The sequence below is a fragment of the Alcanivorax sp. 1008 genome, from assembly GCF_020667895.1.
Lineage (GTDB): Bacteria > Pseudomonadota > Gammaproteobacteria > Pseudomonadales > Alcanivoracaceae > PGZG01.
The window spans coordinates 187,821-213,496 of the sequence record NZ_JAFMPS010000004.1 but is presented as its reverse complement, the minus strand read 5'-3'; the positions used below and the strand labels follow the sequence as shown (position 1 = coordinate 213,496).

The window sequence follows — 25,676 nt, the reverse complement described above, 5'->3', positions numbered from 1 at the left end:
TATTAGTGGCCGGTCAGGTCGTCCGAATAGTGCACCTTGCCCTTAAGATCAATGATGATGGCCGATACCTCCGGCATGCGATTAGCTAGTGCCAGGCCTTCTTCGATTCCCATAACGAAGATTGTTGTCGATAACGCATCCGCGTCGATGCCCTGTCCGGTTAGTACGGTGACGCTCATTATATCACCAGCAGGTTTGCCGGTATGTGGATTAAGAATGTGATGAATATGCTCACCATCGCGAACAAAGAACCGTTCATAGTCCCCGGATGTAGAAACAGCGATCTCGGTAAGCGGCAAGGTAATAGCCACTGCCTTGGAATTGCGCGGATGACGAATTCCAACTTGCCACAAACGGCCATCCCGTTGGCCAAGCACATAGCTATCTCCGCCAAGACTGAGATATGCATTGTCGATATTGTGAGCGCGCAAAATGGCAACAGCGCGATCAATGGCATAACCCTTGGCGATGCCGCCAAGATCAATCCGCACTGAGGGATGGTCTTTGCTTATGCTGCCATCCTCATGCCAGTGAATATGTTGCATGCCGATGACTGTCTGTTGCAGTGCGGCATCGTCCGGTGCTTCGGCAGTGCGATAGTTATATAGCTGTCCGGCACCGGCAAAGGTGATATCGAAGGCGCCATTGCTGGTGGTGCTGTAAAGGCTGGAGCGCTCTAAAAGAAAGCGAAACTCATCGCTGGGGGAAAATTTCTGGTCCACTGCTAGTCGATTGAAGCGGGCCAGCTCGCTATCCGCAATCCACGGAGAAAGTTGATTTTCAATACGGTTGAATTCCTGTCGTATGGCCTCCGTTATGTCTTTGCCGTGATCTCCCTGATGCCAGAACTCAAGGGTGGCTCGGGTGCCCATGCTATCCCAGCTGTCACTGTGCCACTGTGCCTGAGCGGGTAGCCATAGACACAGAAGCAGTATCAGTAGGGGGCTTCGCATGATCATGTAAAAATTTTCGCCAGTTGGAAGGTCAAAAAATGGTACCACTGACGATGGGTTGGAACGCAGTCAGACGATCAAGGCTGACCGAGTTGCCAAGGCTATGCGTCGGGAAACGTGTTGCAAATTCACCGACTTCTCCATGCAACGCCATGTAGTTAAGTAGAACTGCTTCCACCAGCAGATTAGGGTTGTTGGCGGCCGGGGTTGCGGAGGTTTCCACAGAGCCGTCGCTGCGCATGTAACCCAGTTGCTGGCGCCGTGCCAGAGGGATGCCGCTGCTATCCACCAGCTGTGGCTGCCCGCCCGGGTTATACACCAGAAAGAACGAAGCGGCGGTGGCAGAGCTGTCACCGGTCCATTCACCTTTGCCTCGTCCATTAACAGAGTCATCAATGCGCCCATTGCTCGCTACGGACCCATCGCTGAATACATAAACCATCAGTGGTGTATTACGTCGTGCAGCATATTCCAGACAGGCCCCGATACAGCGGCCCGCGCGTAGATCACGTAACTCGCCCGTACCTCTTTCGCCAGTGTGGTAGTCGTATCCGCCCAGGGTGACGCACCCGGCACCCGCATAGCCATTGACCACTAACTTCATAATCGAGGCGGTTTTTCGGAACTCTCCGTCGCTGGCAAACTCAGCCGCTGAGAAAATTCCACTATCACCAACTATGTCGGCATCAAGATCCACATTCAGGGCGGCGGGGTCGCCGAATCGATCAGCGATATCCGCGGCCTTGATGTAGCCGCATTCGATCATGTCGCGCAGTACATCATCACCGCTGATGCCGAGGCCTGGGGAAACGCTGTCCAGCTTCATGCGGCTGATACGGGCAATGGACTCCATCACTGCTACCGCATCGGATTGATCGAGTAGCCCCACCAGCTTGCCGGTGCTAACTAGTCCAGTAACATCGGACGGGCGATCAATCTTTGTGGGTCGCGCCGAGGAATCAAACATGGAGGGTGGGAAGACTGAATTACCCCCTGAGTCGCTGCTGCGCGAGCCGACGGTGGCAAGCAACTCGCCGTTGGCGCCAGCCCGAAAAATTCCATACAGCGGGTTGTGTGGATTATTGGCGGTGTCATTCTCGGAGCGTGCCGGGATTACAGCACCGTTAATGAACGCAGAGCGGGTCCCGGCCTTTTCGGCTATGCCGGCGAGAAACTGCGAGTCACTATGGAATGCGAGGCCGAAATCCCGATTCATAAAGCCGGGCAAGCTTGGCACCATATTGCCGGGTACGCCGAGACGTGAATAGCCAGCCGTGGATAGAAAGTCTTCCTGTCCGCCAAGCCCGCCAACCAGGACATTGGAACCGGCAATGCTGGCGCCACCGGCCAGATCAAAGCAGATAAAAGGAATTTTACCGGCACCGGCCACAGCAATACCGCAGGGGGCTTTTAATGCTTCAAGGTCCGGCGCCAGAGCCGCATAGGCGGCCCGTGGATTACTGAATAAGCTCATCACGCCAATGCTGCTGACCAGCCCGGCACCACGCAGCATGCCTCTGGCGATAAACTCACGCCGGTTCATCGGCTTGCCATGTTCAGTCAGTTGCAGTGGAGCATCCGGATGCAGGGGGCGATTGCGTTTCATGGTATGGCCTCCGTTATTGCAGCAGCAGTGTGGCACTGCCCAGCGTTGCAGCGCAGGCGGCCTTAGTGGCAATCAGTGACTGATCGGCGGGGCAGGCACCATTACAGCGCGCCAAGCCATCAGCAATGCCGTCCGGGTCTCCCACTGGCTTGTTATCAGCCATGCTAAGTAGCAGGCTTTGTAGCTCTGCGCTGACTGCGGCGGCGGCCGGTTGAGTATCAATATTGTCGCCAACCATACGATTGACCAGCGGTGTGATCACCAGTGCCTGCCAGTCTTCATCAGAGATGGCATTAGCGTTGACGGTGAAATCCATACCAACGAAGAACTCCTTGTCTGGCCTGGCGGATTCCTCCTCAACCAGCGCGTTGCAGTACTCAATGGCAAGCTGAGCCACGCCGATCTGATGGGCGGTAACAAAGCCATCAGCTGCCTCGTTAATGGGTAGTTGCTGACGCACCAGGTTAAAGGTGTCACGCACATCCGGCTGGGTCATGGCAACGCCGCTGACCGCACTCATGCTGGCGTGCACTTCGTCGAAGGTGCGCAAGCCAATCGATGGCCGCGCCGCGCCGGGGGAAATCACCACTGGCAGGGGAGCGCTATCGGTATAGACATTTTCATGTTCGCCAAGGGTGGCAAAGGTGAGAAAGAATTCATCCTGACTCTCGCCGTTTTCCAGAGCGATAACGGTGCCCAGGTTTGACAGTGGTTGCAGTGGTGCTTGCCAGTCTGCGCCGCCGAGAGTGGCTGATAGATTGGTCCAGACCTGACCCACTCCGGTTTCCCGGCCATTGATGCCAATGCGCATGCCTTGCAGTTCAACCGGCAGCGGGCTCGGATCTTCTCCAAGGACGATAAAGAACGGCTCAGCAAATAGGTACGCGTAGTTATCGAAGCGTGATACTTCGAAACCGATGTAGCTGTCGTCGTTATCGATCAGTTCGCCGATGCTGAACAGCAGGAAGAAGCGCTCGCCAACACCGGCGGCAAAATTCTGTGCCAGCTGCTGCTCGGTAAGGGCGCGATTATGTACAGCCACAAAGCGCAGTACGCCTTGCCACTGTCGACTGCCATCCGCTTCGCTGCCCAGTACCAGCGCATAGATGTCATCCCAGGAGCCGAGCAGGCTTGGACTTTGCTGATCCATAGCACCGCTGTCCACACCATTAATAAATAGCCGGCGGCCATTGATGGGGTCATAAGTAAGAGCAACATGCTGCAGGGTCGCCTGCAGAGATTCGGCAGGGCTAAGCATGGCCGGCATGCCATTGAGGTTTGTGCCTTCGTGGCGTAGCAGGGCGCTATAGCTGGATTGTTCCTGCGCCAGGGTAACGTTGCGAATTTCCTCGCTGCCGGAGTAGCTGATGATATTGGCATCGTCCTGCGCTGGTGTGGATGGAATCACCCAGGCTTCCAGAGTGAACTCACCGCTGGCACGAATCAGGTTGGCCAATTTACTGCTGGCGGAAACGCTGCCTTGGGCTTTGCCGTCATTGATACGAACGCCCCAGCCGCCAACCCACTCGTAATCTCCACTTAAGGTCAGGTTGATGGCCGGCTCTATGCCACTGGTATCGAAGGCGGTACTTCCGGTGCCGGTGCGGAATTCATAGCGGGCGATGATATTGCTATCGAATCGTCCACCGCTGGCAGCGAGGATGCCGTCGGTCAGTCTCAGTGCTTTGCTGAAAACCAGCTCTTCTGGTGGTTGCTGTGGCTCTATAGTGCCTGCCAGTGCGGCAATGGCATTACTCATGGCGGTGGCGTCAGCGCTGCAGTCGTCGCTCCAGCAGTTGTGGTTATCGTTAGCCAGACGCTGCACCACCCGTGATGCAGATGGCTGATCCAGATTGATGACCCCCTGTGCTGCCAGATAGGCCGCTTCCACATCACTATGGCCAATGTAGGGCGATACCGGAGACTGTGCCTGCGGCGTATGGCATTCCGAGCAGAAGTTACTTAGCAGCGGGTAGACATGGGTTTCAAAGTCGCTGGACGACCTGGGGAAGTATCGCGTCTCTCCTGCGTCACGGATCACCGGTGATGCGAACTCTATCAGGCCTACCTCGCCACCATCGTTGGCGCCCGCCCAGTTGCTGATCCAGGTGGTAAGTAATTCAGCACAGGCTTGGTCGCTGTCCAGCCAGCAGTTGTGCCCACCACCTACTTTACTAACCAGCTGTGAGTTGGCCGGAGTAAAAAGATTGACCACGGTGCTGGCCGCAGTGAAGGCAAGATGGATGTCGTCACGCCGCACAAAGGCGGGGGCCTGACCGCCGGCGTCATGGCAGGCACCACAGCGATCAACCCGTACCAGGTTGTCCCATACATGGGTTTTGAAAGCAGCAACATCAGCGCTACGCGGCGTTGGCCCACTGTAGTTGACAGCATCCTCGCCCAGTGGCGGTGGATTGCTGGTTACCGGCGCGCCGCTGTCGGCACCGCATCCGGCCAGGGCGGCCAGCAACACAATTGGCGAGAGTAAACGCAGGATCATCATGGAGGTCTCCTTACTCGCCCATGCAATAAACGGCGGCATCAGCGAAAAGGTCTTTCAGCTGGTAGCCATTGTTACGGAAGTTGCTGGTCATGCTTTCAATCTGGCTAACATCCGTCGCCGAAGTGGGGCCTCGCAGGCACACTGCGCGGAATGTCTTCTGTGCCTGACAGGTGGCAAAGGCTTCGCTATTAGCCAGTTCTTCACCGAGGCTCTTGGCGCCATTGCCGTTGCCGGTCAAGGATGCAGACCAGCCCAGGCCGCTATGGGGGCCACTGCGCCAGTAATTATCCCAGCGGTCATCCGGTGTGACAAAGCCATAAGGGAAGTTATTGGAGTTGATCAGGTATTTGGGCTGTACACTGTCGTCAGTGTATTCAAGTTGGCCGTTGCCAGTGCCTTCTTCGCCAGTCCAGTTGTAGTAAGCAAAGGCTTGCGCCATCGGGTCCATGCCATTGTGACAGCCAACGCAGTTGTTTAGAAAAACGCGACTGTCTCCACCGGGACTGCGGGTAACATCCTGACGAATCCGATCCGCTGGGCGGCTGATATCATGCATCTGCTCCATGTCACGGCACAGATGGTGCATCAAGGTAAAGCGCAGCATGGCGCGATTGGTTCCTGCAACAAAATAGGCCATCGACGAGGCGCGGCTGGTGATGACCCCTGCTGTGGCATTTGCTGGAATGCCGTATATGGCTGACTGTTGTTGTTGGATCAAATAGTCCTGCAACGGTACCCGCTGATTTTCCAGTGCTTCGTAATGGGCGTTAGAGGATGCGGATACGGCCGGTACGCTGTAGCCATCATTGTTCAGCGCGGTGCTATCTCCGGCATAGAGAATATCGCCGGATAGTACTTCGCGAAAATCAATGCCATCACGGGCCATGCCTATAACGGTGGCGACATAATCATTTAGTGGGGCGAAAACGTTCTGTTGCTCATTGGTCCAAGGCATCACAAAGTTCTTCAGCGTGATGTCATAGAATGCATCCTCCTGCATGGCACGCATGGCTGCGTCATACTCGCGGTCGTCTTCTATAAGGGCCGCTAGCTCAATCAGCAGAGGCTCAGCCGCCGGGGTGCCGGTGAGACGGTCGTGCAGCTGTTTAGCCTGCTCCCGTGGCCCGGCCAGCGAGATGCCCGCAAGTGCTGTGCAGAGCAGGGCAACAACGATCTGCTGTATCCATATCCTTTCCATGACAACCCCGATTACCTGATTTGGTGCAGCTGCATTATTCTGGCACGCAATGTCTGTGCCAGTGCATATCTGTATAAATACATTGTGCAGCAAGTAAAGGTTCGCTGACTGTGCTGTACAGCGCAGATTTACAGTGAGGACATGCACGATACTTGCACGGTAGCGATAAGCGGACAAACGGCAGGGTTAGAGGTGACTATCAGGTACGGACGTTCGGTATGGATTTCTGTCTGCATCATTTTTGTGATGCTGTTCACCTTGTCTGGCTGCCTGGGAGATAGCCAGACCGGTGGTGTCGATCCCCGTTTGGGAGAGGCGCCCGTGGCCTATGTGCTGCGTAGCGCGCCGCTGGATGAGGATGGCGTCATGTTGGTGCGCAATGAGAGGGAACCAGACAGTTTCTATGCCGGTGGAGAGCTGGTAATACGAGAGGCTGCCTCACCCAGCGCCGCAGAGCGACGAATTTCCCAGCGTATCTTTGCTGAACCTCACGACGTGAAGCACCTTAGCCCTTCCTATGATGGGCGCCGCCTGCTGTTCTCTTTGCGTGCCCCGGAGATTCCCGGTGCGGACGACGATGAACAGCCCCGCTGGAATATCTGGGAGTATGACGCCGACACGGATGAAGTCAGGCGCATCATTTCAAGCGACCTGATCGCTGAGGAAGCTCAGGACCTGATGCCGCGTTATTTGCCTGACGGTCGCATTTTGTTTGTTTCTGACCGCCAGCGTCAGTCTCGTGCCCGCCTGCTTGATGAAGGTAAGCCACAGTTCTCCCCTCAGGAAGAAAGCCGTCGGGTTAACGGGCTGGCCTTGCATGTTATGAACAGTGACGGCAGTGATATTCGTCAAATCAGCTTTAACCCAAGTCATGATCTTTTTCCTGTTGTTATGAATGATGGTCGCCTGTTGCTGGTGCGTTGGGACAACAATGGTGCTGTGAATGAGTTCAATCTCTATGCCATGAGGCCTGATGGTGGCGCTGTGGATATTCTCTACGGTGCCGACAGTCATGCTCAGGAAGACCCGGCTCCGCTATATACCAACCCGGCGTTGTTGGAAGACGGTCGCTTGCTGGTGATGAAAAGGCCAACGGAGAGTCTTACCTGGTCAGCGCAGCCGTTAGTGATAGATTTTCGAGACTTTATCAATATAGACGAGCCGCTGGTGCCCGGCGCTGCGTTGCAGGCTGAGCAGTTGCTTGGCGATTTGCCATTTACAGGTGATGATGAAATCGCGGTTTCTGGCCGCTTTGCCGCACTGACTCCGCTGGCAGATGGCAGCGGACGATTGTTGGCAGCCTGGGCTCCCTGTCGGCTACGTCACCCGGTTACTGAGGAATTGCTGGCCTGTACTGATGAAAATATAAATATCACGGATATTGTCGAAGCTGAGCCTGCCTATGGGCTGTGGATTTTTGATCAGGTCAGCAACCGGCAGCTGCCGGTAGTGGCGCCCCGTGATGGCGTCATGGTGACAGAAGCTGTGGTGCTGGCGGCGCGCACGCGACCGCCAGCGCTGGCAGATGGGGTGCCAGGTATTGATCGTGATCTGGTGTTGGCAGAGCGCGGTGCCGGGATTCTCAATATTCGCAGCGTATATGACTTTGCCGGAGAGTTTGATCCGCTGGTGGAGCTGCCGCCAGGCGTCACCACATTGGCTCAGTTTGCTGACCCGGCGCTGGTCACTGCTGAGCAGCGTAGCGTCCGCTTTCTGCGAATTGCCAAGGCTGTACTGTTGCCGGATCGCGATGTTGTGATGGTCAATGGCGCTGATATTGGTCGCTTGGCGGCGTTCGGCATGCGTGAACTGGTGGGTTATGTGCCGGTGGCGCCGGATGGCTCTGTTCGGGTTGAGGTGCCGGCCAACGTCGCGTTGGATGTTCAGTTGGTGGATGCCAGTGGGCGGCGCATAGGCTCGCAGCATGGCGCTTGGCTTAGCGTTCGCCCGGGTGAGGAAGTTTATTGCGGCGGTTGTCATGAGGCCGGCTCGCCAGCGCCCCATGGCCGCGTCGATGCGCAGCCAGCCAGCATCAATCCAGGTGCGCCGGTAACCGGTTCTCCGTTTCCCAATACCCGTCCTCAGCTATTTGCCGATGCCGGAGATAGCATGGCGGAGGTGCTCACTCGAGTGGAGCCCGATCGCCTGCAGCCTTCCGTGGATATGGTTTTTGTTGATGTCTGGACAGATCCTGTAGTGCGGGTGCCAGACGACTCAATGCAGTTGCTTTACTCCGATTTGCAAACCCCTGTGCCGGCGGATGCTGATTGCATTGATGACTGGACGCCGTTGTGCCGCACTGTGATTGACTACCGTGATCATATCCAGCCGTTGTGGGAGCTGCCCCGTCAGGTGAATATTGAAGCTGTGACCACGGATGTCACCTGCACTAGCTGTCATTCCCGTCGCGATGATGCTGATATGCTGCAGGTGCCCCCGGGGCAGCTGGAGCTAACTGCGGAAATCGCCCCCGAGTCAGCCTCACAGTTGGTTAGCTATCGGGAGCTACTGTTTACCGACAATACGCTTGAGTTGGTCGACGGCGCTCTGGTAGATCAGTTGGTGCCGGTGCTGGATGATAATGGTGATCCGGTGTTTGTCACAGACGAAGAGGGCAATTTGGTACTGGATCAGGATGACAACCCCATTCCTCTTCAAGAGCCAGTGCAGATCGGTGCGCCGATGATCGCCGGGGCTTCGCGGTTTGGCCGATTCTTTCCTTTATTTCTAACAGGCGGCAGTCATCAGGGCTGGCTTGATCCGGCTGAGCTCCGCTTGCTGGCCGAATGGCTGGACATCGGTGCGCAGAATTATAACGATCCGTTTGCTGTGCCACAGTAGGCATCGCAGCAAGCAAGAGGTGACAGATATTGTGGCGATAAGGCGGATTATTTTCTTGCTGTTGATGTGCGCCCCCGCCCTGGTAATGGCCGAGGAGTGGCGTGTGCAGGTGGCCGATCCGTATATTGATATACACACGGGCCCGGGTCGGGGCTATCCCGTATTTAATGTGGCAGAACAGGGTGCATGGGTCACGCTGATCAAGCGCCGTACCCAGTGGATCAAGGTGCGAACCCCGCGTGGCCAGACAGGTTGGGTGCATCGTCAACAGCTTGCCCGTACTCTGGATGAAACCGGCAACTACGTTGCCCTGGAAGAGCGCAGTCTTGAAGACTTTTTTCGTCCTCATGGTGAGCTGGGAGTAATGGTAGGGGAGCTGGATAACACCACCTCTCTGACAGTTCATGGAGGCTATGCCTTCACTGAAAATTTGCAGCTCGATCTGATGTGGACTGAAGCGGCGGGAAGTTTTGCCAATACCCGGCTGATCAATCTGGGTTTGCAGCATCATCTCTATCCGCGATGGCGTATATCGCCCTATGTACTTATTGGAGCCGGTTCCGTTCGAGTTGAGCCTCGTACCGTGCTGGTGAAATCGGACATTCGCAGTGAGCGTGGCGCTCACGCAGGACTCGGCTTGAGGATTTATCTGACGCGCGAGTTTTTACTGCGTACTGAGTATCGCAACTATGTGGTGCTCACCACTGACAACAACAACGATGAGTTTGAAGAATGGCGAACCGGATTCAGTGTGTTGTTCTGAGTTTCTTTGCAGGTGCTTGCCTGAGTGCAATGGCAATGCCCGTGCTTGCCGTAGAGCAGGGTGACTCGGCATTGATCGATCCGCGTATTGAGCGCCGGCAGATCAGTGAGGCACAGATAGACAGTGAAAATATTGAGGTTGGCGTGTATGCCGGCTTTCTTGCGGTGGATAACTTCAATACCCCGCCGGTGCTTGGTTTGCGTGCGGCCTGGCATGTGTCGGAGGATATTTTCTTTGAGCTCGCTATGGCCGAGGCAAAAACCGGTGAAACCAGCTTCGAAAAGCTTGGCGGCGGCGTACAGCTACTCACTGATGATGAGAGAGTATTGCGCTACTACAACTTCTCGGTTGGCTATACGGTTTTGCCCGGTGAGGCGTTCGCGGGACGCAATCGTGCGTTTAGCAATGGCCTTTATCTTGTGGGCGGGGCAGGTAGTACCGAGTTTGCCGGAGATAGCCACTTCACCCTGAATGTGGGCGCAGGTTATCGCCTGCTGCTGACGGACTGGCTTAATCTTCGCATGGAAATGCGCAACCATCTTTTTGAAGTGGATGTGTTTGGTGGCGATGAGGTTACCAATAATCTGGAGTGGACATTCGGGCTGGGCGGATTTTTCTAAAGACCATTGGGCTGGAACAAGAAACCTGATGTTATCGCAGTAGGGGAGAGTAGTGATGCTTAGAATAGTCATAATGACAGCGCTGATGACGCTTGCTTCAACAGTTTTGGCGGCAGATGTATCTGGCCCCGCACCGGACTTTACCTTGAAGAGTCGTTCTGGCGAGAACATCAAGCTGTCAGATTTGCGTGGCAGTGTGGTGATGATCAACTTCTGGGCTTCCTGGTGCGGCCCCTGTCGCCAAGAGATGCCCCATCTGGAAACGCTTAGCAAGGAGTATGCGGACTATGGTTTTACTCTGCTGGGCGTCAATGTGGATGAGAAGCAAGAAATGGCGGAGAAGTTGCTAGCCCAGATCCCGGTGAGTTTTCCTATTCTGTTTGATCCGACCAGTACGGTAAGCAAGCTGTATAACGTTGATGCTATGCCGACAACCATTCTTGTTGATCGTGACGGGAATCTGCGCCATCTGCATAGAGCCTATCGGCCCGGCTTTGAAGATATTTACAGTGATCAGATCAAGGCGCTGGTGCTGGAATGAAAACTGCCGTGCTGTTGATGCTATGTCTGTTTGCGGCCGGCTGTGCGCCGGAACCATGGCTGAAGCCCTATGAGCGGGCGCGACTGGCAGACCCGGTGATGGCGATGGATCGTCATCCGGCATCATCTGCGTATCAGCACCATGTGCATCAGGCCCGGGAAGGAGCTCGCGGGGCTGAAGGCGGCAGTGGAGGCGGTTGCGGATGCAACTAACAAGCCTGTTGTTAGTGGTGTTGCTGTTGTCCACTTGGGGCCATGCGGCGGTATTGCCGGAGCAGCGGGCTGATGCCCTGTATCACCGCTATGAAGGTGGCGGCATGACCATTGATGGTCCTTCCGTGTTGGTCCGCAAGAATATCGCCGAACGGGTTTCATTGAGCGCCAACTACTATGCCGACAAGGTCTCTGCGGCTTCCATTGATGTGGTGACCACCGCCAGCCCTTACAGCGAAGAGCGTGAGGAGCATTCCGTCGGTGCAGACTATCTGGCTGGCAAGGCAATTTATTCGATCAAGTGGACCCAGAGTGAGGAAAGTGACTTCTCTGCCCGTAGCCTCAGCTTTGGTGCCAGCCAGGACTTTTTCGGTGATTTGACCACGCTCAGCTTTGGCTATGCGCGGGGCGATGACACCGTACGTCGCAGTGGCGACCCTGCTTTTGAAGAGGAAGCGGTGCGCCAGCAGTATCGAATGGGCGTAACCCAGGTGGTGACACGCAATCTGCTGGTAGCGCTGAGCCATGAGTTTGTTACCGACGAAGGCTATCTGAATAATCCCTATCGCTCAGTACGTTACCTGGTTGGCAGCGGTTACAGTTTTCAGTCCGAGGTCTATCCAGAGACGCGTACTAGCGAGGCGACGGCGTTGCGCGCCAGCTACTATTTGCCATGGCGTGCGGGGCTGCACTTGGAGCATCGCCTGTACTCTGATAGCTGGGGTGTGGCGTCAAAAGATTGGGGTCTGGTACTGGTGCAGCCCTGGAGGGAACAGTGGGAGCTTGAGTTTCGAGCCCGTCACTATGATCAGGGTGCGGCGGATTTCTATAGTGATCTTTTCCCGTTTCAGGATGCGCAGAACTTTCTTGCCCGGGATAAGGAGCTGAGCACCTTTACTTCGACTTCATTTGGCGTGGCTGCCGGTTATACCTTTTTTAAGGGCCGTTGGAAGCATGCCGACCGATTTATGTTGCGACTGTCTCTGGATCACTATCAGTTTGACTATCAGGATTTTCGAGATATCCGTGTCGCAGTTCCGGTGGCTGGGCAGGAGCCCCTGTACGGGTTTTCCGCCCTGGTAACACAGGCGCTATTCAGCGTCTGGTATTGATCAGAAAGTATCTGTCAGCAAGATGCCGACGGATATTCTGTTCTCGTAGTTGTTGTAATTGATTAGCGAATCGCCGTAGCCAGTAAAGCCCTGCAATAATCCCTTGAAGCGTCGGTTGATTGGAAAGGAATACTCAATCTGACCGCTGCCATTATTATCACTGGTGCGCAAATTGTTGCGCAGCTGCAGTTCAAGCACGTGGTTGCCCATCGGTTTAATAATATTGAGATCAAAGTGGCCCAGGTAACGTTCGATATCCGGGTTGTCATCACGCTTTGGGCTGGTAACGGGGTAATTCTGACTTTCCGGAATACGCCACCATGGTTTTACTGAGACATACCAGCTGCCAGTGCGAAAAATATAGCTGACAAACAGTCGGTCCCAGCTGCGAGATACGGGTACATCCCGGCCGTTGGATTGGTGCCAATAGCCGAAGGTCAGCAGCTCTGAATCAATCGGACCAAATTGCCAGTTTACTGGACGGGTAATAAACAGCTCCGGTTCGTAATTGACTTCCCGGAAAGGACGAGAAAGATCCCTGTTGTAAAGTTGCATCCAGTAAGTGGCGGTAAATGAGAAGTACAGCGTGGCGCCGTTCCAGAACTCATCAAGCAGAGGCGCTTTAAGGGATATCTGGAACTTTGCTTCATGGTGTTGCAGTTCATCATCGGCAATCAGCGGGTTATTACTGACAGGGTTACTCCAGTAGCTGATAGGCAACAGGTAGTTGCGCCGATGGGGTGTCAGCACGAATGGGTTGTTTTCGTTCAATTTCTCCAGCGCCAAACGGGCGCGTAGCGCATATTCATTTTGCTGCTTCTGGCTCTGGCCGTCCGGGTCACACCAGCCAATCAGGGTGGCCGCAGGGGTGTCTGGCGCGGCTTTGCTGATCGCCTCAAGCAGGCAGTCCTGATAGAGCCGATTGGCTTTGACCTCGGCGTCTGGTGCTTGAGTCTGCTCTGCGTGAGCAGTCGCACATAGCAGCAGTAGTAAAGCTAGGCGGGCTCTCACAGCTGGCGCAATTCCTCGTCAGACAGGGGATGGGCCTCTTCTTCGAGCAACACCGGGATGCCGTCGCGAATGGGATAGGCCAGACCGCTAGCCTTACAGGCCAGCTGATTGCGATCTTCGAGCCAGATCAGTGGGGCTTTGCTGACCGGGCAGACGAGAATTTCCAGCAGTTCTTTATCAAGCATGGGGAGTCCTTTTACCGGCTTTTCACAGTGTGGGGCCGATTATGCCACGGAAGCAGATTCAAACGGTCGTTTGACCCTGTGGTCACGCAACATGCTGGGACTACCGACTGGCTGGGGCTAGACTTGTCCCCCTGAAATCAGGGCCGCTGGGCTCTGCCTGACCTGACAAACGTTTTTTGAGGTGACCCCATGCCACATTACAAAGCTCCCCTGCGCGATATCCGCTTTACGTTGAACGAGGTTCTTAAGCTGGACGAGCATTATCAGGCGCTCGGCATTGAAGAGATCAATAGCGAGCTAATGAACGCGCTACTTGAAGAGGGCGCCAAGTTTGCTGAAAACGAACTGGCACCGATCTACCGTTCCGGCGACGAGGAAGGCTGCCACTTCAATGATGGTGTGGTTACCACTCCCAAGGGATTCAAAGAGGCGTATGCCAAGTATGTGGAGGGCGGCTGGCCATCGATGGGTAGCGATCCCGAGTTTGGCGGGCAGGGCCTGCCGCCGTCAGCAGGCATTCCGATTTCCGAGATGACCGGCACCGCCAACTGGGCGTGGAGCATGTACCCGGGGTTGTCTCATGGCGCCGTGGCGACCATTGAAGAGCATGGTACCGATGAGCAAAAGTCACGTTACCTTCCCAAGCTGGTAACCGGCGAGTGGACTGGAACCATGTGCCTTACCGAGCCTCACTGTGGCTCTGATTTGGGCTTGTTGCGCACCAAAGCAGAAGCCCAGGCAGATGGCTCCTACAAAATCTCTGGCACCAAGATCTGGATCTCCGCCGGTGAGCACGATATGGCTGAGAATATTGTACATATCGTTCTTGCACGCTTGCCGGGGGCGCCGGAGGGCACCAAAGGTATCTCTCTGTTTATCGTGCCGAAGTTCCTGGTCAATGAAGACGGTTCTGCAGGCGAGCGCAATGCAGTCGCCTGTGGCTCTATTGAGCACAAGATGGGCATCAATGGCTCGGCCACCTGCGTGATCAATTTTGATGGCGCTAAGGGTTGGTTGATTGGGCCGGAGAACAAAGGCCTGAACTGCATGTTCACCTTTATGAATTTTGCCCGCCTTGGCACTGCAATTCAGGGCGTCGCCCATTCCCAGCTGGCATTTCAGGGTGCGGTAGAGTTTGCCCGTGAGCGTCTCGCTATGCGCTCACTGTCTGGCCCGAAAAATCCGGATGGACCGGCAGATCCTGTAATTGTGCATCCGGATGTTCGACGCATGATTCTGACTTGCAAGGCATTCGCTGAGGGTGGCCGCGCACTGGTGTACTACATGGCGCAGCTTGGTGACATTGTTTACCGCGGCAAAGATGAAGCAACCCGCAAGGAAGCAGACAGCTTGATGGCGTTGTTGACCCCGATTGGCAAGGCATTCCTCACCGAAGCCGGTGTTGAATCTGCGATCCACGGTATTCAAGTGTGCGGTGGTAGTGGCTTTATCCGCGAGTGGGGTATGGAGCAGAACCTGCGTGATGCCAAGATTTCAACTATCTATGAGGGCACCACGGGCATTCAGGCGCTCGACCTGTTGGGCCGCAAAATCCTGCAAACTCAGGGTGCTTCATTGCGTGTCTGGACCAAGACAATTCACACTTTCTGCCAGGAGCAGGCCGACGTTGCGGAAATGAAAGAGTTCATTGAGCCGCTGGCCCGATACAACAAGGAGTGGGGTGATATCACCATGGCAATTGGTGCCAAGGCGATGCAGAACATCGAAAACGTTGGTGCGGCTTCTGTGGATTATCTGATGTATTCCGGATATGTCACGCTGGCATATTTTTGGGCCCGCATGGCGCAGGTTGCCCAGCAGGAGCTGGCAGCTGGCACTACTGAGCAAGACTTTTATCAGGGCAAGCTGGCCACTGCACGCTTCTACTTCAAGCGTTTGTTGCCGCGTACCGCGGGTCACAAGGGCGCCATTGAAGGCGGTCTTGAGTGCCTGATGGAAATCACCGAAGAGCAGCTGTCACTCTGAGTGATCTGATCTAGCATGAAGTAGACAACAATGCCCGCTTTGCGGGCATTGTTGTCTGGGTAACAGTGACTTGCCGGTTTCGAATGCTGAGGCCGTTAACTTCAGGAGAGTATTTATGGCGACCTATAAAGCGCCGCTCGATGATATGCGTTTCGTGCTAAATGATGTTTTCGAGGCAGAGAAGCTGTGGGCGTCGATGCCAGCAACGGCAGAAGTTACCCGTGATCTGGCCGATGCCATTCTTGAAGAAGCCGGCAAGATGGTTGAAGGCCTGCTTTTGCCACTCAATCGTAGTGGTGATGAAGAGGGCTGCCGGTGGGATGACGGAGTAGTAACCACACCGACAGGTTTTAAAGAGGCCTATAGAACTTTCGCGGACAACGGCTGGACCGCACTGGCTGGCAATCCAGCCTATGGTGGTCAGGGCATGCCGAAGAGTTTGTCGGTGCTGTTTGAAGAAATGATTCATGCCACTAACACTTCTTTCGCCCTGTATCCGCTGCTTTCCAATGGCGCCACCCTGTGCCTGGATGCACACGCCAGCGAGGAACTGAAAGAGCTTTATCTGCCGAAGATGTATAGCGGTGAATGGGCCGGCACCATGTGCCTGACCGAGCCGCACTGCGGTACCGATCTTGGCATCATGCGCAGCAAGGCTGTGCCGAATGGTGATGGCAGCTTCCAGGTTTCCGGTACCAAGATTTTTATCACCGGTGGGGAGCATGACCTCACCGATAACATTATCCATCTGGTGCTGGCTAAATTGCCTGGCGCGCCGGAAGGCTCCAAAGGTATTTCCCTATTCCTGGTGCCGAAATTTCTGCCCGATGCCGAAGGCAAGGTTGGTGAGCGTAACGGCGTCCAGTGTGGTTCCATTGAGCACAAAATGGGCATCAAGGGTTCCGCCACCTGCATGCTGAATTTTGACGACGCCAAGGGCTGGCTGGTAGGTGAAGAAAACCAGGGGCTGGCCGCCATGTTCACCATGATGAACTACGAGCGTTTGTCCATTGGGTTGCAGGGTACCGGCTTGGGCGAAGTGAGCTATCAGAGCGCGGTGGCTTACGCTAAGGACCGCCTGCAAGGTCGTTCCGCAGACGGGATTAAAAACGCCGCTGGCAACGCGGACCCAATTATTCATCACGGCGATGTGCGCCGCATGCTGATGACCATGCGAGCTTTGAATGAGGGCGGTCGGGCGCTGGCAGCGTATCTCGGCCTGCAGCTTGATACAGCAAAGTTCGGCGAAGACGCTGCTGTAAAAGCGAAGGCGGAAGATCGTGTTGCTCTGCTGACACCTGTGGCCAAGGCCTTCTTCACGGATCGAGGACTGGAAACCTGTGTTATTGGCCAGCAGGTCTTCGGTGGCCACGGTTATATTCGCGAGTGGGGTATGGAGCAGTTTGTTCGTGATGCCCGTATTGCTCAGATATATGAAGGTACAAACGGCATTCAGGCGCTGGATCTGGCTGGTCGTAAAGTGGCACGAAATGGTGGCAAGTCCGTGCAGGCATTTCTTGTTGATGCACGTGAATGGCTGGCGGCCAATCGTGATGTGGCGGTGATCGGCAAGCAGCTTGATCAACTGGCGGAGTCATTGGATATGCTCGACTCGTTGACTTCGGAGCTGATAGCTCAGGCAGGTGCTGACGGCAATGCGATCAGTGCATCCGCCTGTGAATATCTTGATGTATTCGGTTACGTCGTTTACGCATGGTTGTGGGCCAGAATGATGGCTGTGGCAGCGCAGCATGCTGATCAGCCTCTGCAATCAGCCAAGCTGATTACCGGCCAGTTTTACTTTGAGCGTCTGCTGCCGAAGGCGAAGTCGCTGGCCGAGCAGATGCGCGCTGGTAGCGGTACTATGATGAGCCTGCCAGTGGAAGCATTTTGAGGTAGCTCTGTGAAAAGTAAAAAAGCCGGCGCATGCGCCGGCTTTTTTATATGTGTTTTCTGCCCATCATAGTTAGCGGTTCAGATTAGTCAGATTATCCAGTCGTTGAACCAGTTCCGGGTCATCAATATAAGGGTTGCGGTTGCCCTGAATGCGCCCAATAACGCCATTGCGGGCTCTTTCCTCGTCATCTGGCGGATCGAGCTGACTCCATCGCTTGTACATTTCCAGATTGCCGACTAATGGCAAGTTGTGTTGGCGATGCATATAAATCATGGCGCGCGCCACATTCCCCTTGGCGTGATCTGGCGGGTCAAACGTCTGGAAGGCACTTTGGTAACCGCACTCGTTCTCCCTGCTGTCTTCAGGAAGGTCTCCGAAAAGGCTTCCCCGACGATCCACTTCAGTGCTGCGCTGAATCGGGTACATGTTATGCAGATCCCCGGCTACCGTATCGTAGCCGGGCTTGCTGGAGCATTGTCGAGCGGTAATGCAGCTGAACTGTCTGAGTAGCAGATGGCTGCCATAAATCGAGTCCGCTTTCACGCCGCGGTCTCTTGGGCTGAAAGGCTCCTTGCAGTACAGCGTCGCGCCGCCGCCCGCGTAGACCTGATTGATCAGGATATCCGCCGCATCTTCTGCTGTGGCTGTCGTGCTGAGCAAATAGGCACTAGCTGCGAGAAGAGCCTTTAACAGAGTCACATTAGTTTTCATAGTTTGATCATAGCAAACTGGAGGCATATGGCCAGACCGAGATTTGTGTCACAAACTCCGTTTTTTATGGCATAAGCCGGCGAACGGTAGATTTTCGGCGACAAGCGCTATCTGGCGGTGAGCGTGAATGTTACCGGTGCGGTTAGCTCCGTCAGTTCGCCGAGGATGGATGGGTCTGGTGCGGGTAGCGTTAGTCTGCTGAATAGCCGCTCTGCGGCGCGATCCAGCAAGGCGCTTCCGGAGCTGCTGGTGATTCGGTAATCACCGATTGTGCCATCGGCGGCGACGTTAAAGGTGACCTCTACTGTGCCCTGCTGATTACGCAGGCGGGCCTGCTGGGGGTATCGGTGCAGGCGCTGTATACGGTTGTGAATAATGCCCTTGTAGCGCGCCAGGGCATCTTCATTGGCGCCATCTTCCGATGATCCACTGAGCCCCATGGTCTGCCCACCGACAGCCTGCGGTTGCGCATCTCCCGTTTCTTCGGTGCTGTCCTCAGAGCTTTCCTGGAGAGGCGCCTGCACTGGCTGCGTCGGTGTTGCCGGCGACGGAGTCACTATCGGCTTTGGTTTTGCAGGGGGCGTGGCGGTCGGCGGCACAGGCGCAGTTTCGGGAGGTGCTGCCGGTGGACCTGCCAGCTTCAGGGTGATGCCCGCCTGACTGGCCGTGACAGCATTGCTATCACCATGCTGCAGACCCTCGCCAAACTGCCAGAACAGCGGCAGGTGTATCAGTACTGCCAGCCCGCAGGCGAGCAGCTTTTGCCTGAGGGTCATGGAGCGCTCCGGGTTACCAGCAACACATCGGTGATGCCGGCGTCGCGCAATGCAGCTAGCGCCGGGCGTAACAGGATTATGGGAATATCGCCATCGGTGAGCAGCTGTATCGGTCGGTCCTTGCTGATGCCATCTAGCCTGTCTGGCATGTCCGCCAGTGCCATGGGTACGTCTTGCCAATAAAGATTGCCGTCACGGTCGACCACCAGCCTGATGGCTTCACTGCTCGTGCCTTTGGCTGTTTCACTTTCTGGTGGGGTAATCTCCGCAGGCAGTTGGGGAGCCAGTCGGCCAGCAACCATAAAGAAAATGAGTAGCAGGAATACCACATTAATCAGAGGCAGCACCGGCTCGATGTCCGGGCGCTGGCTGGGCGCTGGCTGCAAGGAAAGTTTTTTCACGGCAGCAGCTCCAGATGAACCTGATGCTGGCCGGCTTGCTGCAGCATATCGGTGGCCCGTAGCACGTCCTGCAAGGAGGCCTCTCCCGTGCTGTCCACATAGACTGGCTGAGCGCGCCTGCTTTGCAGCTGCTGGCGAGCCTGCGACAGGTTCATAGGAGTGCCATTCAGCTCAATGGCGTCATTGCCGAGCACTCGGATTAACAGCACATTGTCTTGCGCCAGTCGCTCTTCGCCCGCTACCGCCACTGACAGTGGCTGGCGAGTCAGGTCGATAAAGCGGGTGGCCAGCATAAAAAACAGCAACAGGATAAACACCACATCAATCAGTGGCGTCAGGCCAATGCTGGTTGGCTTGCGAGCCGGCAGGTCGAGGCGCATTGAGGGTCAGCTTTTATGAAGCAGGCTGACAGTGATGGAGAGGCGGTCTTCCAGCAAAAAGCGTAGCCGCTCCAGAGTTCTATCAAACCAGTGAAAGGCTGCTAGAGCAGGGATGGCAACACTAAGCCCCGCTGCGGTGGTAAGTAGTGCCTCCCAGATGCCTCCTGATAGCAGGGACGGGTCCACTTGGGAGCCAGCCTGTTCCAGGGCGCGGAACGCTTCGATCATGCCGAACACGGTGCCGAGCAAGCCGAGTAGCGGCGCCACTGCGGCAATCAGTTCCAGCGCGCGCATGCCGCCACGCAGCCCTTCAATCTGGCCTCGGGCCTCCCGCAGCGCTTCCTCCTCCCAGTTGTTGGTGACTGCCAATACCTGAGCCAAGGTCCGGCTAACAGGGTCTTTCCCGGCTTGGGCTTGCTCAAGGGCGGACTCAACATTGCCTTCCCTGAGTAGTGCCAGAGCGCTGTCGCCATTGGCTGATGCCAGAGGGCGCACCACCGCAAACTGAATCAGTTTGGCAATTACGATGGCGCTGGCAACCAGTGACAACAGCACTAGCAGCCACATAACCGGGCCACCAGAGACGAGCCAAGCGGGAAGCATCAGGGACATGGGGTACCTCGTGGGCGGTTGGAGGGAAGATTTTAGCGGGTCGGGATTGTGGGGGGATAGGGCTGTAAATGCAAGTGACTCTCATTTGTGTTTGATGTTCATGCCTGATACCCCCCTGTTTGCGGGGCGTTTTTGCTTCTTATGTATTGGTAGCATCTTCAGACAATTGCGGTTTCCCCGGTATCGGGTCTACGCCACAGTCGCGGTAGAGGCCGTAAATATTGTCAGCATGCATGCAATCGGGAAGGACTCATACATGAAACCTCGCTATTCGGTGAAAACCCCTTGGACGGTGTCTCTGGTGGCCAGCCTTTTTCTGGCTCTCAGTGGTTGTGGTGGTGGCTCGGGCGGAGGCGGTGGTTCGACCCTTTCCGGTACAGCTGCAGTAGGTGCGGCGATTGTGGGCGGCACCGTCACTGCGCGCTGTGCAGACGGAAGCAGTTTTACTCAGGCAGTTACTACCGACGCAGACGGTAGCTGGAGTGGCAAAATTGACAGCTCTGCCTTGCCTTGTGCCCTGCGCGTGAGTGGTGGGACACCTCCGGTAACGCTGCATGGTTATGCCTCCACTACTGGCACAACCAACATTACCCCCTTGACCGATCTGGCGCTGGCGCAGGCGACGTCGCAAACTCCGGCTGCCTGGTTTAGTGCTTTTGCCGGCACCCCCGTCGATGTGGATGCCGCTGCAGACCAATTGGTTGATGCCTTGACCGACGCTGGCTTTACCGTGCCGGCTAGTGGCAACCCGTTTACCACCCCCTTCGCAGCAGACGGCACTGGCTGGGATGGCCTGCTGGATGACTTGAAGCAGGCTATTGAGGACGATCCGGCGTTGGCCGACTATGCCGCGCTTGTCACTTTGGTGAAGGACGGCAACCTCAGCACCAGTTTGCCTGATGCTCCGCCACCGCCGTCATTCAGCATTAGCGGCACCATCAGTGGCGCCACTGATAGCGTTAACGTGATATGGGAAACGCGTGTAGACGGCTCGATCTATCATGATGGTGGCAATACCAATGGCGCTGTCTCATTTACCTACGGTGATGGGCTTGCCGAAGGCACCAACTGGAGCGTGGTAATTAATACTGCCCCAGCGGGACAGACCTGCACGGTTACTAATGGCAGTGGCACGCTAACCGCGGACGTGGATAACGTGCAGATCAGCTGTCAGGACGATGTGGTTTCAGGCGACACCTATAGCATTGCAGGCACCATCAGTGGGGCCTCCGCTTCTGTGCTGTGGGAAACCCGTGTGGACGGCGCTTTCTATCATGATGGTGGTGATGGCAATGGTGCGGTGACCTTTACCCCACTTGAAGAAATGGATAGCGGCAGTAACTGGAGCGTCGTGGTTACTGGTGCCCCCTCAGGGCAAACCTGTGAAGTGACAAATGGTAGCGGTACGTTAAGCGCTGATGTCGATAACGTCAGTATCGTATGCTCGGATATTGTTTTGGGAACGACATACAGCATTGCAGGCACTATTAGTGGTGCCTCTGGCTCCGTGCTGTGGGAAACCCGTGTGGACGGCGCTTTCTATCATGATGGTGGTGATGGCAATGGTGCGGTGACCTTTACCCCACTTGAAGAAATGGATAGCGGCAGTAACTGGAGCGTCGTGGTTACTGGTGCCCCCTCAGGGCAAACCTGTGAAGTGACAAATGGCAGCGGCACGTTAAGCGCTGATGTCGGTAACGTCAGCATCGTGTGCTCGGATATTGTTTTAGGAGCGACATACAGCATTGCAGGCACTATTAGTGGTGCCTCTGGCTCCGTGCTGTGGGAAACCCGTGTGGGCGGCGTTTTCTACCACGATGGTAGTGACGGTAATGGTGCGGTGACCTTTACCCCACTTGAAGAAATGGATAGCGGCAGCAACTGGAGCGTCGTGGTTACTGGTGCCCCCTCCGGGCAAGCCTGTAGCGTCACAAATGGCAGTGGTACGCTGGCTGGCGACGTTAGTAACGTCAGCATTATTTGTGAAGATGAAAGTGATGAGCCAGCACCGATTTACGATTTTTCTGCGCTGAACTTGCAGCCGTCTGTGCCGGTTGGCATGGTGCCAACAGCGCCGGCAGCATCGCCAACTAATCCGGGTAGCCAGATCGCAGCTCTATTCGCCCAGCTTGGCGATGCGGAGCGCGCAAAGGTGTTCGCCCCTGAACCAGAGAATTTTCTGAGCACTGTCGGCGACATATATAGCAACTCTTTGAGCTATTACTTAGACCAGTACTCATCTGATCTGAGTTGGTACCGCAGCGTTGAGATGAGGTTCGGTGCGGATGGAGAGCCGGATACCGCAGACGATTTTATTCAGGCCTACACTGTTTCTCCGTATGGCCCCGCCGGTGTGTCCTATAGCTTTACCCATCCTGGACCGGACAATATGTGGTTCACTGAGGATGATGTTGCAGGGGAGCATAACTCTGGCAAGACTATTTACTTTCCGACTAGCGCTGTGCTCGAGTATGAGGGAGCCAGCGAGGGTGCGGTGCTAACTATCCTGTGCCTTGATACGGGTAACGACAACCTGGCTTTCACTGCGGATGACTCTCCGGGCTGCACCGCGGGTTATCAGGTGACGGTAATCGATGGTGAAGGGAATCGTGGTCAGGTGGTAAGTTATGATGCTGCCGGTGCTGATGGTCTGTGGTTTACCGCGGATGACCGGGTTAAGAACTACTCTCTGTTAACGTACAACGGAACCGACGTTAGTGTGGGCTCTGTTATCTACAATACCGCTGGCGGAGACGGAATCTGGTTTACTGCGGATGACAACGTCCAGCAACATACCATGACCCAGTTGGGCGATGACTTTAAGCCCCGCTATACCGCTACTTATAATGCTCGCGGTACAGACAGCACCTGGTTCACCGCCGACGATACCGTGCAGGCTTGGACCTACTATGGCTACGACGCAGCGGGCAACAATATTATTGTCGCCACGCACAGCAATAGAGGTGGTGACGCCACCTGGTTTACCGCTGATGACTCCGCAACCGCTGTCGTGAGTTTGAAAGACGAGAATGGCAATCCAGTAATCTCTGGGCAAATCACTAGTGGTGGTATGGGGCCGGATGGCATCTGGCTGAGTGGAGATGAAACGCTCTTCGGGTATAGCTACAGTCAGTACAGTGTTGAAGGCTATCAGACCCGCCGTGCGGACATGCAGAGTAAGGGCGCAGATAATAAGTGGTTCACCGCAGACGATCAGCCTGGTGCCTATAACTACTGGATTCGCGATTATGATGCCGAAGGCAACATCACCAAGCAGTTGTATTTTGATCCGTCTCTGGCGCCCACTGCGGTTGCATTCAGTGACGCGCATCTAAATCGGTATGCGGTTTACAGCTACGATCCCAGCTTGTCAGTGAGTGTGTATCGCGATCAGTATGGCTCCTCGTTCGGTGCTGACCAAACGCCGTTCACCGAGGATGACACCATTGGCACCTCGTACTATAGCGTTGCCACGGCCAGCGGTTTTGATCAGTTCAATGCGCCGGGCCCGGACGGCATCTGGTTTACCGCCGATGATGTCCTTAGTGCTTACGTGGTCTATTCGTTCGATGGTTTGCGCAGAACCCAGCAACGATTCGATGCTGCTGATATATTGTTGTTCTATACGGAAATCGTTGAGCTGACGCCCTCTAGTTATCGCCTGAATTATTATTATCTCAATGAGTCGGATCAGTTGGAGTTGTCCAGCTATAGCATTATTGAGGAAGGCGTCAACGGTTATCCGCTTTTCACTACTGACTACACCCTCGCTGGTGAGGTGAGTAATGTTGAGTATTCTGAGCATGACGCCAATGGCAATATTATTCGCCAGGGGTCTGCGTACTCACCGGGCAGTGACGGCACCTGGGGAACTTCAGATGACTTTGCCTACTACGGTGTCTATTTCTTCAATCTGTCCGGCGATCTATTGTCAGCTGGTTCGGAGCGTCCCGGTGCAGATGGAGTGTGGGGTACGGAAGATGACACCTTCACAATAGATAGTATTTACCAGTACGAGTCTGACATTGATGTATTGGCATTGAATGTCGGTAACACGCCGGACGTGTGTGGTAGCTTGGTGTCGGGTCTTGGTGCCAGTGGAGACATTAATCTGTTGGTGCGTGACCAGGCCGGTGCACCTTTGTCTGGCGTGATTGCGCAGCTGAATCAGTCCGGGGCCACTGTCACCACAGATGCGAACGGCGAGGCGGCGTTTGCCGGCTTGAGTGGTACTCAGGATGTGCATTTGTTTAAGGATGGTCACGCCTGGGAAAGTTTCTACTGTGTGGCTCCTGGTGTTGATGTGACGTTGCAGGCCAGGCTCGCCAGTCTTGGCCAGACGGCGCCGCTCTCAAAGATCAGTTTCCAGATCAATCCGACCAGCACGAGGGTCAGCTTGCGACTGCTAGATGCTCAGGGGCGCTCATTGGATAATCGTTCCCTGTTCATTGATCCCGCCTCGGACGCTGGCACCTTCTATGAGGACTTGGCTTTCGATGCACCGGCAGGCACTCAGATAGATGGCGAGTTGTGGGCTTTCGAAGTTGACAGTAATGGTCGCCTGCTCAGTGCTCAGTCGCTTGGCGCACAAAGCTATACCACCATTGCCTGGAACGATTACTCCTCGCCGCGTGAGCAAGTCGCGGTGTCACTGCTGGCGACTGACCGTATTCCGGTCGCCTTTGCTGGCACGCTCGCCGCTCCTGATGGTGACTTTGTAACTCTTGGGGTTTCGCTGGGCGGTTTGTATACCCTGCCATTTAAGTATGAGCCTGCTCTTCTCGCCAATGCTGCCATGGTGCCTGGTGTGGATATATCTCTGCCAGCTCAGGCACAGCCAAGCGCTGTGCTGGCATTCACAGAAAACTGGAAGGCCTGGTATCCGGGTGATTTCCCGGAGCGCAATGCCGGGACTTTCCTCGCATCACTGGCAACCGGCTTCCAGTATCAGGCTATCGTTGCGACACAGGAGGACAGCAGCAGCAATCCTCAGATTAGCTGGATACCAGCAACGCAGAAAGGTAGTGATCCATTTATTAGTGTGAATACGGTTGAGCTGCATAGCGCTGCTGGTGGTGCGGGTTACCAGTCACACTGGACCATCCATACCCCTGCGGGTGAAAGCCAGGTGACACTACCTTCGCCTCCGGCTGGTATTAGCGATCCACTTTTGCCCGAGAGTAGCTACAGCATCATCGTCAAGAGTCGTGCGGTGCCGGAGAAGGAGTACCACGACTTGATCGGCAGTGAGGACCTGTATGATCTGGATCCGGCCTTGGCTACGGAGCTATTCACTACGGGTGATGTATTCACAGGTGCCAAGTTGCTGCGCTGATGGAGTAGTTGTTGTTCGGTAAAACCCCTAAGG

The 25,676-nt window shown here is 55.4% G+C and carries 20 protein-coding genes; 9 read left to right on the top strand and 11 right to left on the bottom strand.

The window, feature by feature from the left end:
* Positions 1-2 precede the first annotated feature (2 nt).
* The 4 genes from J1C54_RS07595 to J1C54_RS07580 are packed head-to-tail and all read right to left on the bottom strand — an operon-like array spanning position 3 to position 6,260.
* Positions 3-959 carry an FAD:protein FMN transferase gene (locus tag J1C54_RS07595; RefSeq protein WP_229146185.1) on the bottom strand — a complete coding sequence of 319 codons (957 nt, stop codon included), beginning with the start codon at positions 957-959 and terminating at the stop codon, positions 3-5.
* 25 nt (positions 960-984) lie between these two features.
* Complete coding sequence (locus J1C54_RS07590) at positions 985-2,559, bottom strand: general secretion pathway protein GspF (RefSeq protein ID WP_229146184.1); 1,575 nt, start codon at positions 2,557-2,559, stop codon at positions 985-987.
* A 13-nt stretch (positions 2,560-2,572) separates the two neighbouring features.
* The gene (locus J1C54_RS07585) at positions 2,573-5,062 is read right to left on the bottom strand and encodes a LamG domain-containing protein (RefSeq protein ID WP_229146183.1); all 2,490 of its coding nucleotides are present in this window, start codon (positions 5,060-5,062) and stop codon (positions 2,573-2,575) included.
* A gap of 10 nt (positions 5,063-5,072) precedes the next feature.
* Positions 5,073-6,260, bottom strand: a complete 1,188-nt coding sequence (locus tag J1C54_RS07580) for a hypothetical protein (RefSeq protein ID WP_229146182.1) — start codon at positions 6,258-6,260, stop codon at positions 5,073-5,075.
* Between the two features lie 192 nt (positions 6,261-6,452).
* Here J1C54_RS07580 and J1C54_RS07575 point away from each other — a divergent pair, with 192 nt between their 5' ends.
* Genes J1C54_RS07575 through J1C54_RS07550 form a run of 6 tightly spaced genes read left to right on the top strand, consistent with a single transcriptional unit; the run spans position 6,453 to position 12,349 of the window.
* Positions 6,453-9,101 (top strand): hypothetical protein, encoded by a 2,649-nt coding sequence (locus J1C54_RS07575; RefSeq protein WP_229146181.1) that lies wholly within the window; start codon positions 6,453-6,455, stop codon positions 9,099-9,101.
* Between the two features lie 19 nt (positions 9,102-9,120).
* Complete coding sequence (locus J1C54_RS07570) at positions 9,121-9,864, top strand: outer membrane beta-barrel protein (RefSeq protein WP_229146180.1); 744 nt, start codon at positions 9,121-9,123, stop codon at positions 9,862-9,864.
* On the top strand, positions 9,834-10,484 hold the full coding sequence (locus tag J1C54_RS07565) for an outer membrane beta-barrel domain-containing protein (protein ID WP_229146179.1): 651 nt from the start codon (positions 9,834-9,836) through the stop codon (positions 10,482-10,484). The genes J1C54_RS07570 and J1C54_RS07565 overlap by 31 nt, the downstream gene beginning before the upstream one ends.
* A 55-nt stretch (positions 10,485-10,539) precedes the next feature.
* Positions 10,540-11,025: a TlpA disulfide reductase family protein gene (locus J1C54_RS07560; protein ID WP_229146178.1), complete on the top strand. Its 486-nt coding sequence runs from the start codon at positions 10,540-10,542 to the stop codon at positions 11,023-11,025.
* Positions 11,022-11,237, top strand: coding sequence for a DUF4266 domain-containing protein (locus tag J1C54_RS07555; protein WP_229146177.1), 216 nt, complete (start codon positions 11,022-11,024; stop codon positions 11,235-11,237). Before J1C54_RS07560 ends, J1C54_RS07555 begins: the two co-directional genes overlap by 4 nt.
* Positions 11,228-12,349, top strand: coding sequence for a DUF3570 domain-containing protein (locus tag J1C54_RS07550; RefSeq protein WP_229146176.1), 1,122 nt, complete (start codon positions 11,228-11,230; stop codon positions 12,347-12,349). The genes J1C54_RS07555 and J1C54_RS07550 overlap by 10 nt, the downstream gene beginning before the upstream one ends.
* On the opposite strand, the gene J1C54_RS07545 is transcribed toward J1C54_RS07550, so the two are convergent.
* Positions 12,350-13,360 carry a phospholipase A gene (locus J1C54_RS07545; protein ID WP_229146175.1) on the bottom strand — a complete coding sequence of 337 codons (1,011 nt, stop codon included), beginning with the start codon at positions 13,358-13,360 and terminating at the stop codon, positions 12,350-12,352.
* Complete coding sequence (locus tag J1C54_RS07540; RefSeq protein WP_229146174.1) at positions 13,357-13,545, bottom strand: Trm112 family protein; 189 nt, start codon at positions 13,543-13,545, stop codon at positions 13,357-13,359. Before J1C54_RS07540 ends, J1C54_RS07545 begins: the two co-directional genes overlap by 4 nt.
* A 189-nt stretch (positions 13,546-13,734) precedes the next feature.
* Between J1C54_RS07540 and J1C54_RS07535 the strand changes: the two genes are divergently transcribed.
* Positions 13,735-15,531, top strand: a complete 1,797-nt coding sequence (locus J1C54_RS07535) for an acyl-CoA dehydrogenase C-terminal domain-containing protein (RefSeq protein ID WP_229146173.1) — start codon at positions 13,735-13,737, stop codon at positions 15,529-15,531.
* A gap of 115 nt (positions 15,532-15,646) precedes the next feature.
* Positions 15,647-17,425 carry an acyl-CoA dehydrogenase C-terminal domain-containing protein gene (locus J1C54_RS07530; RefSeq protein WP_229146172.1) on the top strand — a complete coding sequence of 593 codons (1,779 nt, stop codon included), beginning with the start codon at positions 15,647-15,649 and terminating at the stop codon, positions 17,423-17,425.
* Positions 17,426-17,497: 72 nt separating this feature from the next.
* Here J1C54_RS07530 and J1C54_RS07525 read toward each other — a convergent pair whose 3' ends face one another.
* From J1C54_RS07525 to J1C54_RS07505, 5 genes are all read right to left on the bottom strand, one after another.
* Positions 17,498-18,139 (bottom strand): endonuclease, encoded by a 642-nt coding sequence (locus J1C54_RS07525; protein WP_229146171.1) that lies wholly within the window; start codon positions 18,137-18,139, stop codon positions 17,498-17,500.
* Positions 18,140-18,246: 107 nt separating this feature from the next.
* A complete protein-coding gene (locus J1C54_RS07520) occupies positions 18,247-18,915 on the bottom strand; it encodes an energy transducer TonB (RefSeq protein WP_229146170.1) in 669 nt (222 codons plus the stop codon).
* The gene (locus tag J1C54_RS07515; RefSeq protein WP_229146169.1) at positions 18,912-19,316 is read right to left on the bottom strand and encodes a biopolymer transporter ExbD; all 405 of its coding nucleotides are present in this window, start codon (positions 19,314-19,316) and stop codon (positions 18,912-18,914) included. The genes J1C54_RS07520 and J1C54_RS07515 overlap by 4 nt, the downstream gene beginning before the upstream one ends.
* Positions 19,313-19,696 (bottom strand): biopolymer transporter ExbD, encoded by a 384-nt coding sequence (locus J1C54_RS07510; protein ID WP_229146168.1) that lies wholly within the window; start codon positions 19,694-19,696, stop codon positions 19,313-19,315. Before J1C54_RS07510 ends, J1C54_RS07515 begins: the two co-directional genes overlap by 4 nt.
* 6 nt (positions 19,697-19,702) lie before the next feature.
* The gene (locus J1C54_RS07505) at positions 19,703-20,308 is read right to left on the bottom strand and encodes a MotA/TolQ/ExbB proton channel family protein (RefSeq protein ID WP_229146167.1); all 606 of its coding nucleotides are present in this window, start codon (positions 20,306-20,308) and stop codon (positions 19,703-19,705) included.
* 256 nt (positions 20,309-20,564) lie between these two features.
* Here J1C54_RS07505 and J1C54_RS07500 point away from each other — a divergent pair, with 256 nt between their 5' ends.
* Positions 20,565-25,643, top strand: a complete 5,079-nt coding sequence (locus tag J1C54_RS07500) for a carboxypeptidase-like regulatory domain-containing protein (protein WP_229146166.1) — start codon at positions 20,565-20,567, stop codon at positions 25,641-25,643.
* Positions 25,644-25,676 lie beyond the last annotated feature (33 nt).

What these genes read in the sequence shown, in the direction of transcription:
- J1C54_RS07510 (WP_229146168.1), bottom strand. Translation starts at nt 19,696, where the DNA reads ATGCGCCTCGACCTGCCGGCTCGCAAGCCAACCAGCATTGGCCTGACG.
- J1C54_RS07500 (WP_229146166.1), top strand. Translation starts at nt 20,565, where the DNA reads ATGAAACCTCGCTATTCGGTGAAAACCCCTTGGACGGTGTCTCTGGTG.
- J1C54_RS07595 (WP_229146185.1), bottom strand. Translation starts at nt 959, where the DNA reads ATGATCATGCGAAGCCCCCTACTGATACTGCTTCTGTGTCTATGGCTA.
- J1C54_RS07585 (WP_229146183.1), bottom strand. Translation starts at nt 5,062, where the DNA reads ATGATGATCCTGCGTTTACTCTCGCCAATTGTGTTGCTGGCCGCCCTG.
- J1C54_RS07550 (WP_229146176.1), top strand. Translation starts at nt 11,228, where the DNA reads ATGCAACTAACAAGCCTGTTGTTAGTGGTGTTGCTGTTGTCCACTTGG.
- J1C54_RS07590 (WP_229146184.1), bottom strand. Translation starts at nt 2,559, where the DNA reads ATGAAACGCAATCGCCCCCTGCATCCGGATGCTCCACTGCAACTGACT.
- J1C54_RS07560 (WP_229146178.1), top strand. Translation starts at nt 10,540, where the DNA reads ATGCTTAGAATAGTCATAATGACAGCGCTGATGACGCTTGCTTCAACA.
- J1C54_RS07580 (WP_229146182.1), bottom strand. Translation starts at nt 6,260, where the DNA reads ATGGAAAGGATATGGATACAGCAGATCGTTGTTGCCCTGCTCTGCACA.
- J1C54_RS07525 (WP_229146171.1), bottom strand. Translation starts at nt 18,139, where the DNA reads ATGAAAACTAATGTGACTCTGTTAAAGGCTCTTCTCGCAGCTAGTGCC.
- J1C54_RS07505 (WP_229146167.1), bottom strand. Translation starts at nt 20,308, where the DNA reads ATGTCCCTGATGCTTCCCGCTTGGCTCGTCTCTGGTGGCCCGGTTATG.
- J1C54_RS07555 (WP_229146177.1), top strand. Translation starts at nt 11,022, where the DNA reads ATGAAAACTGCCGTGCTGTTGATGCTATGTCTGTTTGCGGCCGGCTGT.
- J1C54_RS07530 (WP_229146172.1), top strand. Translation starts at nt 15,647, where the DNA reads ATGGCGACCTATAAAGCGCCGCTCGATGATATGCGTTTCGTGCTAAAT.
- J1C54_RS07565 (WP_229146179.1), top strand. Translation starts at nt 9,834, where the DNA reads ATGGCGAACCGGATTCAGTGTGTTGTTCTGAGTTTCTTTGCAGGTGCT.
- J1C54_RS07540 (WP_229146174.1), bottom strand. Translation starts at nt 13,545, where the DNA reads ATGCTTGATAAAGAACTGCTGGAAATTCTCGTCTGCCCGGTCAGCAAA.
- J1C54_RS07520 (WP_229146170.1), bottom strand. Translation starts at nt 18,915, where the DNA reads ATGACCCTCAGGCAAAAGCTGCTCGCCTGCGGGCTGGCAGTACTGATA.
- J1C54_RS07535 (WP_229146173.1), top strand. Translation starts at nt 13,735, where the DNA reads ATGCCACATTACAAAGCTCCCCTGCGCGATATCCGCTTTACGTTGAAC.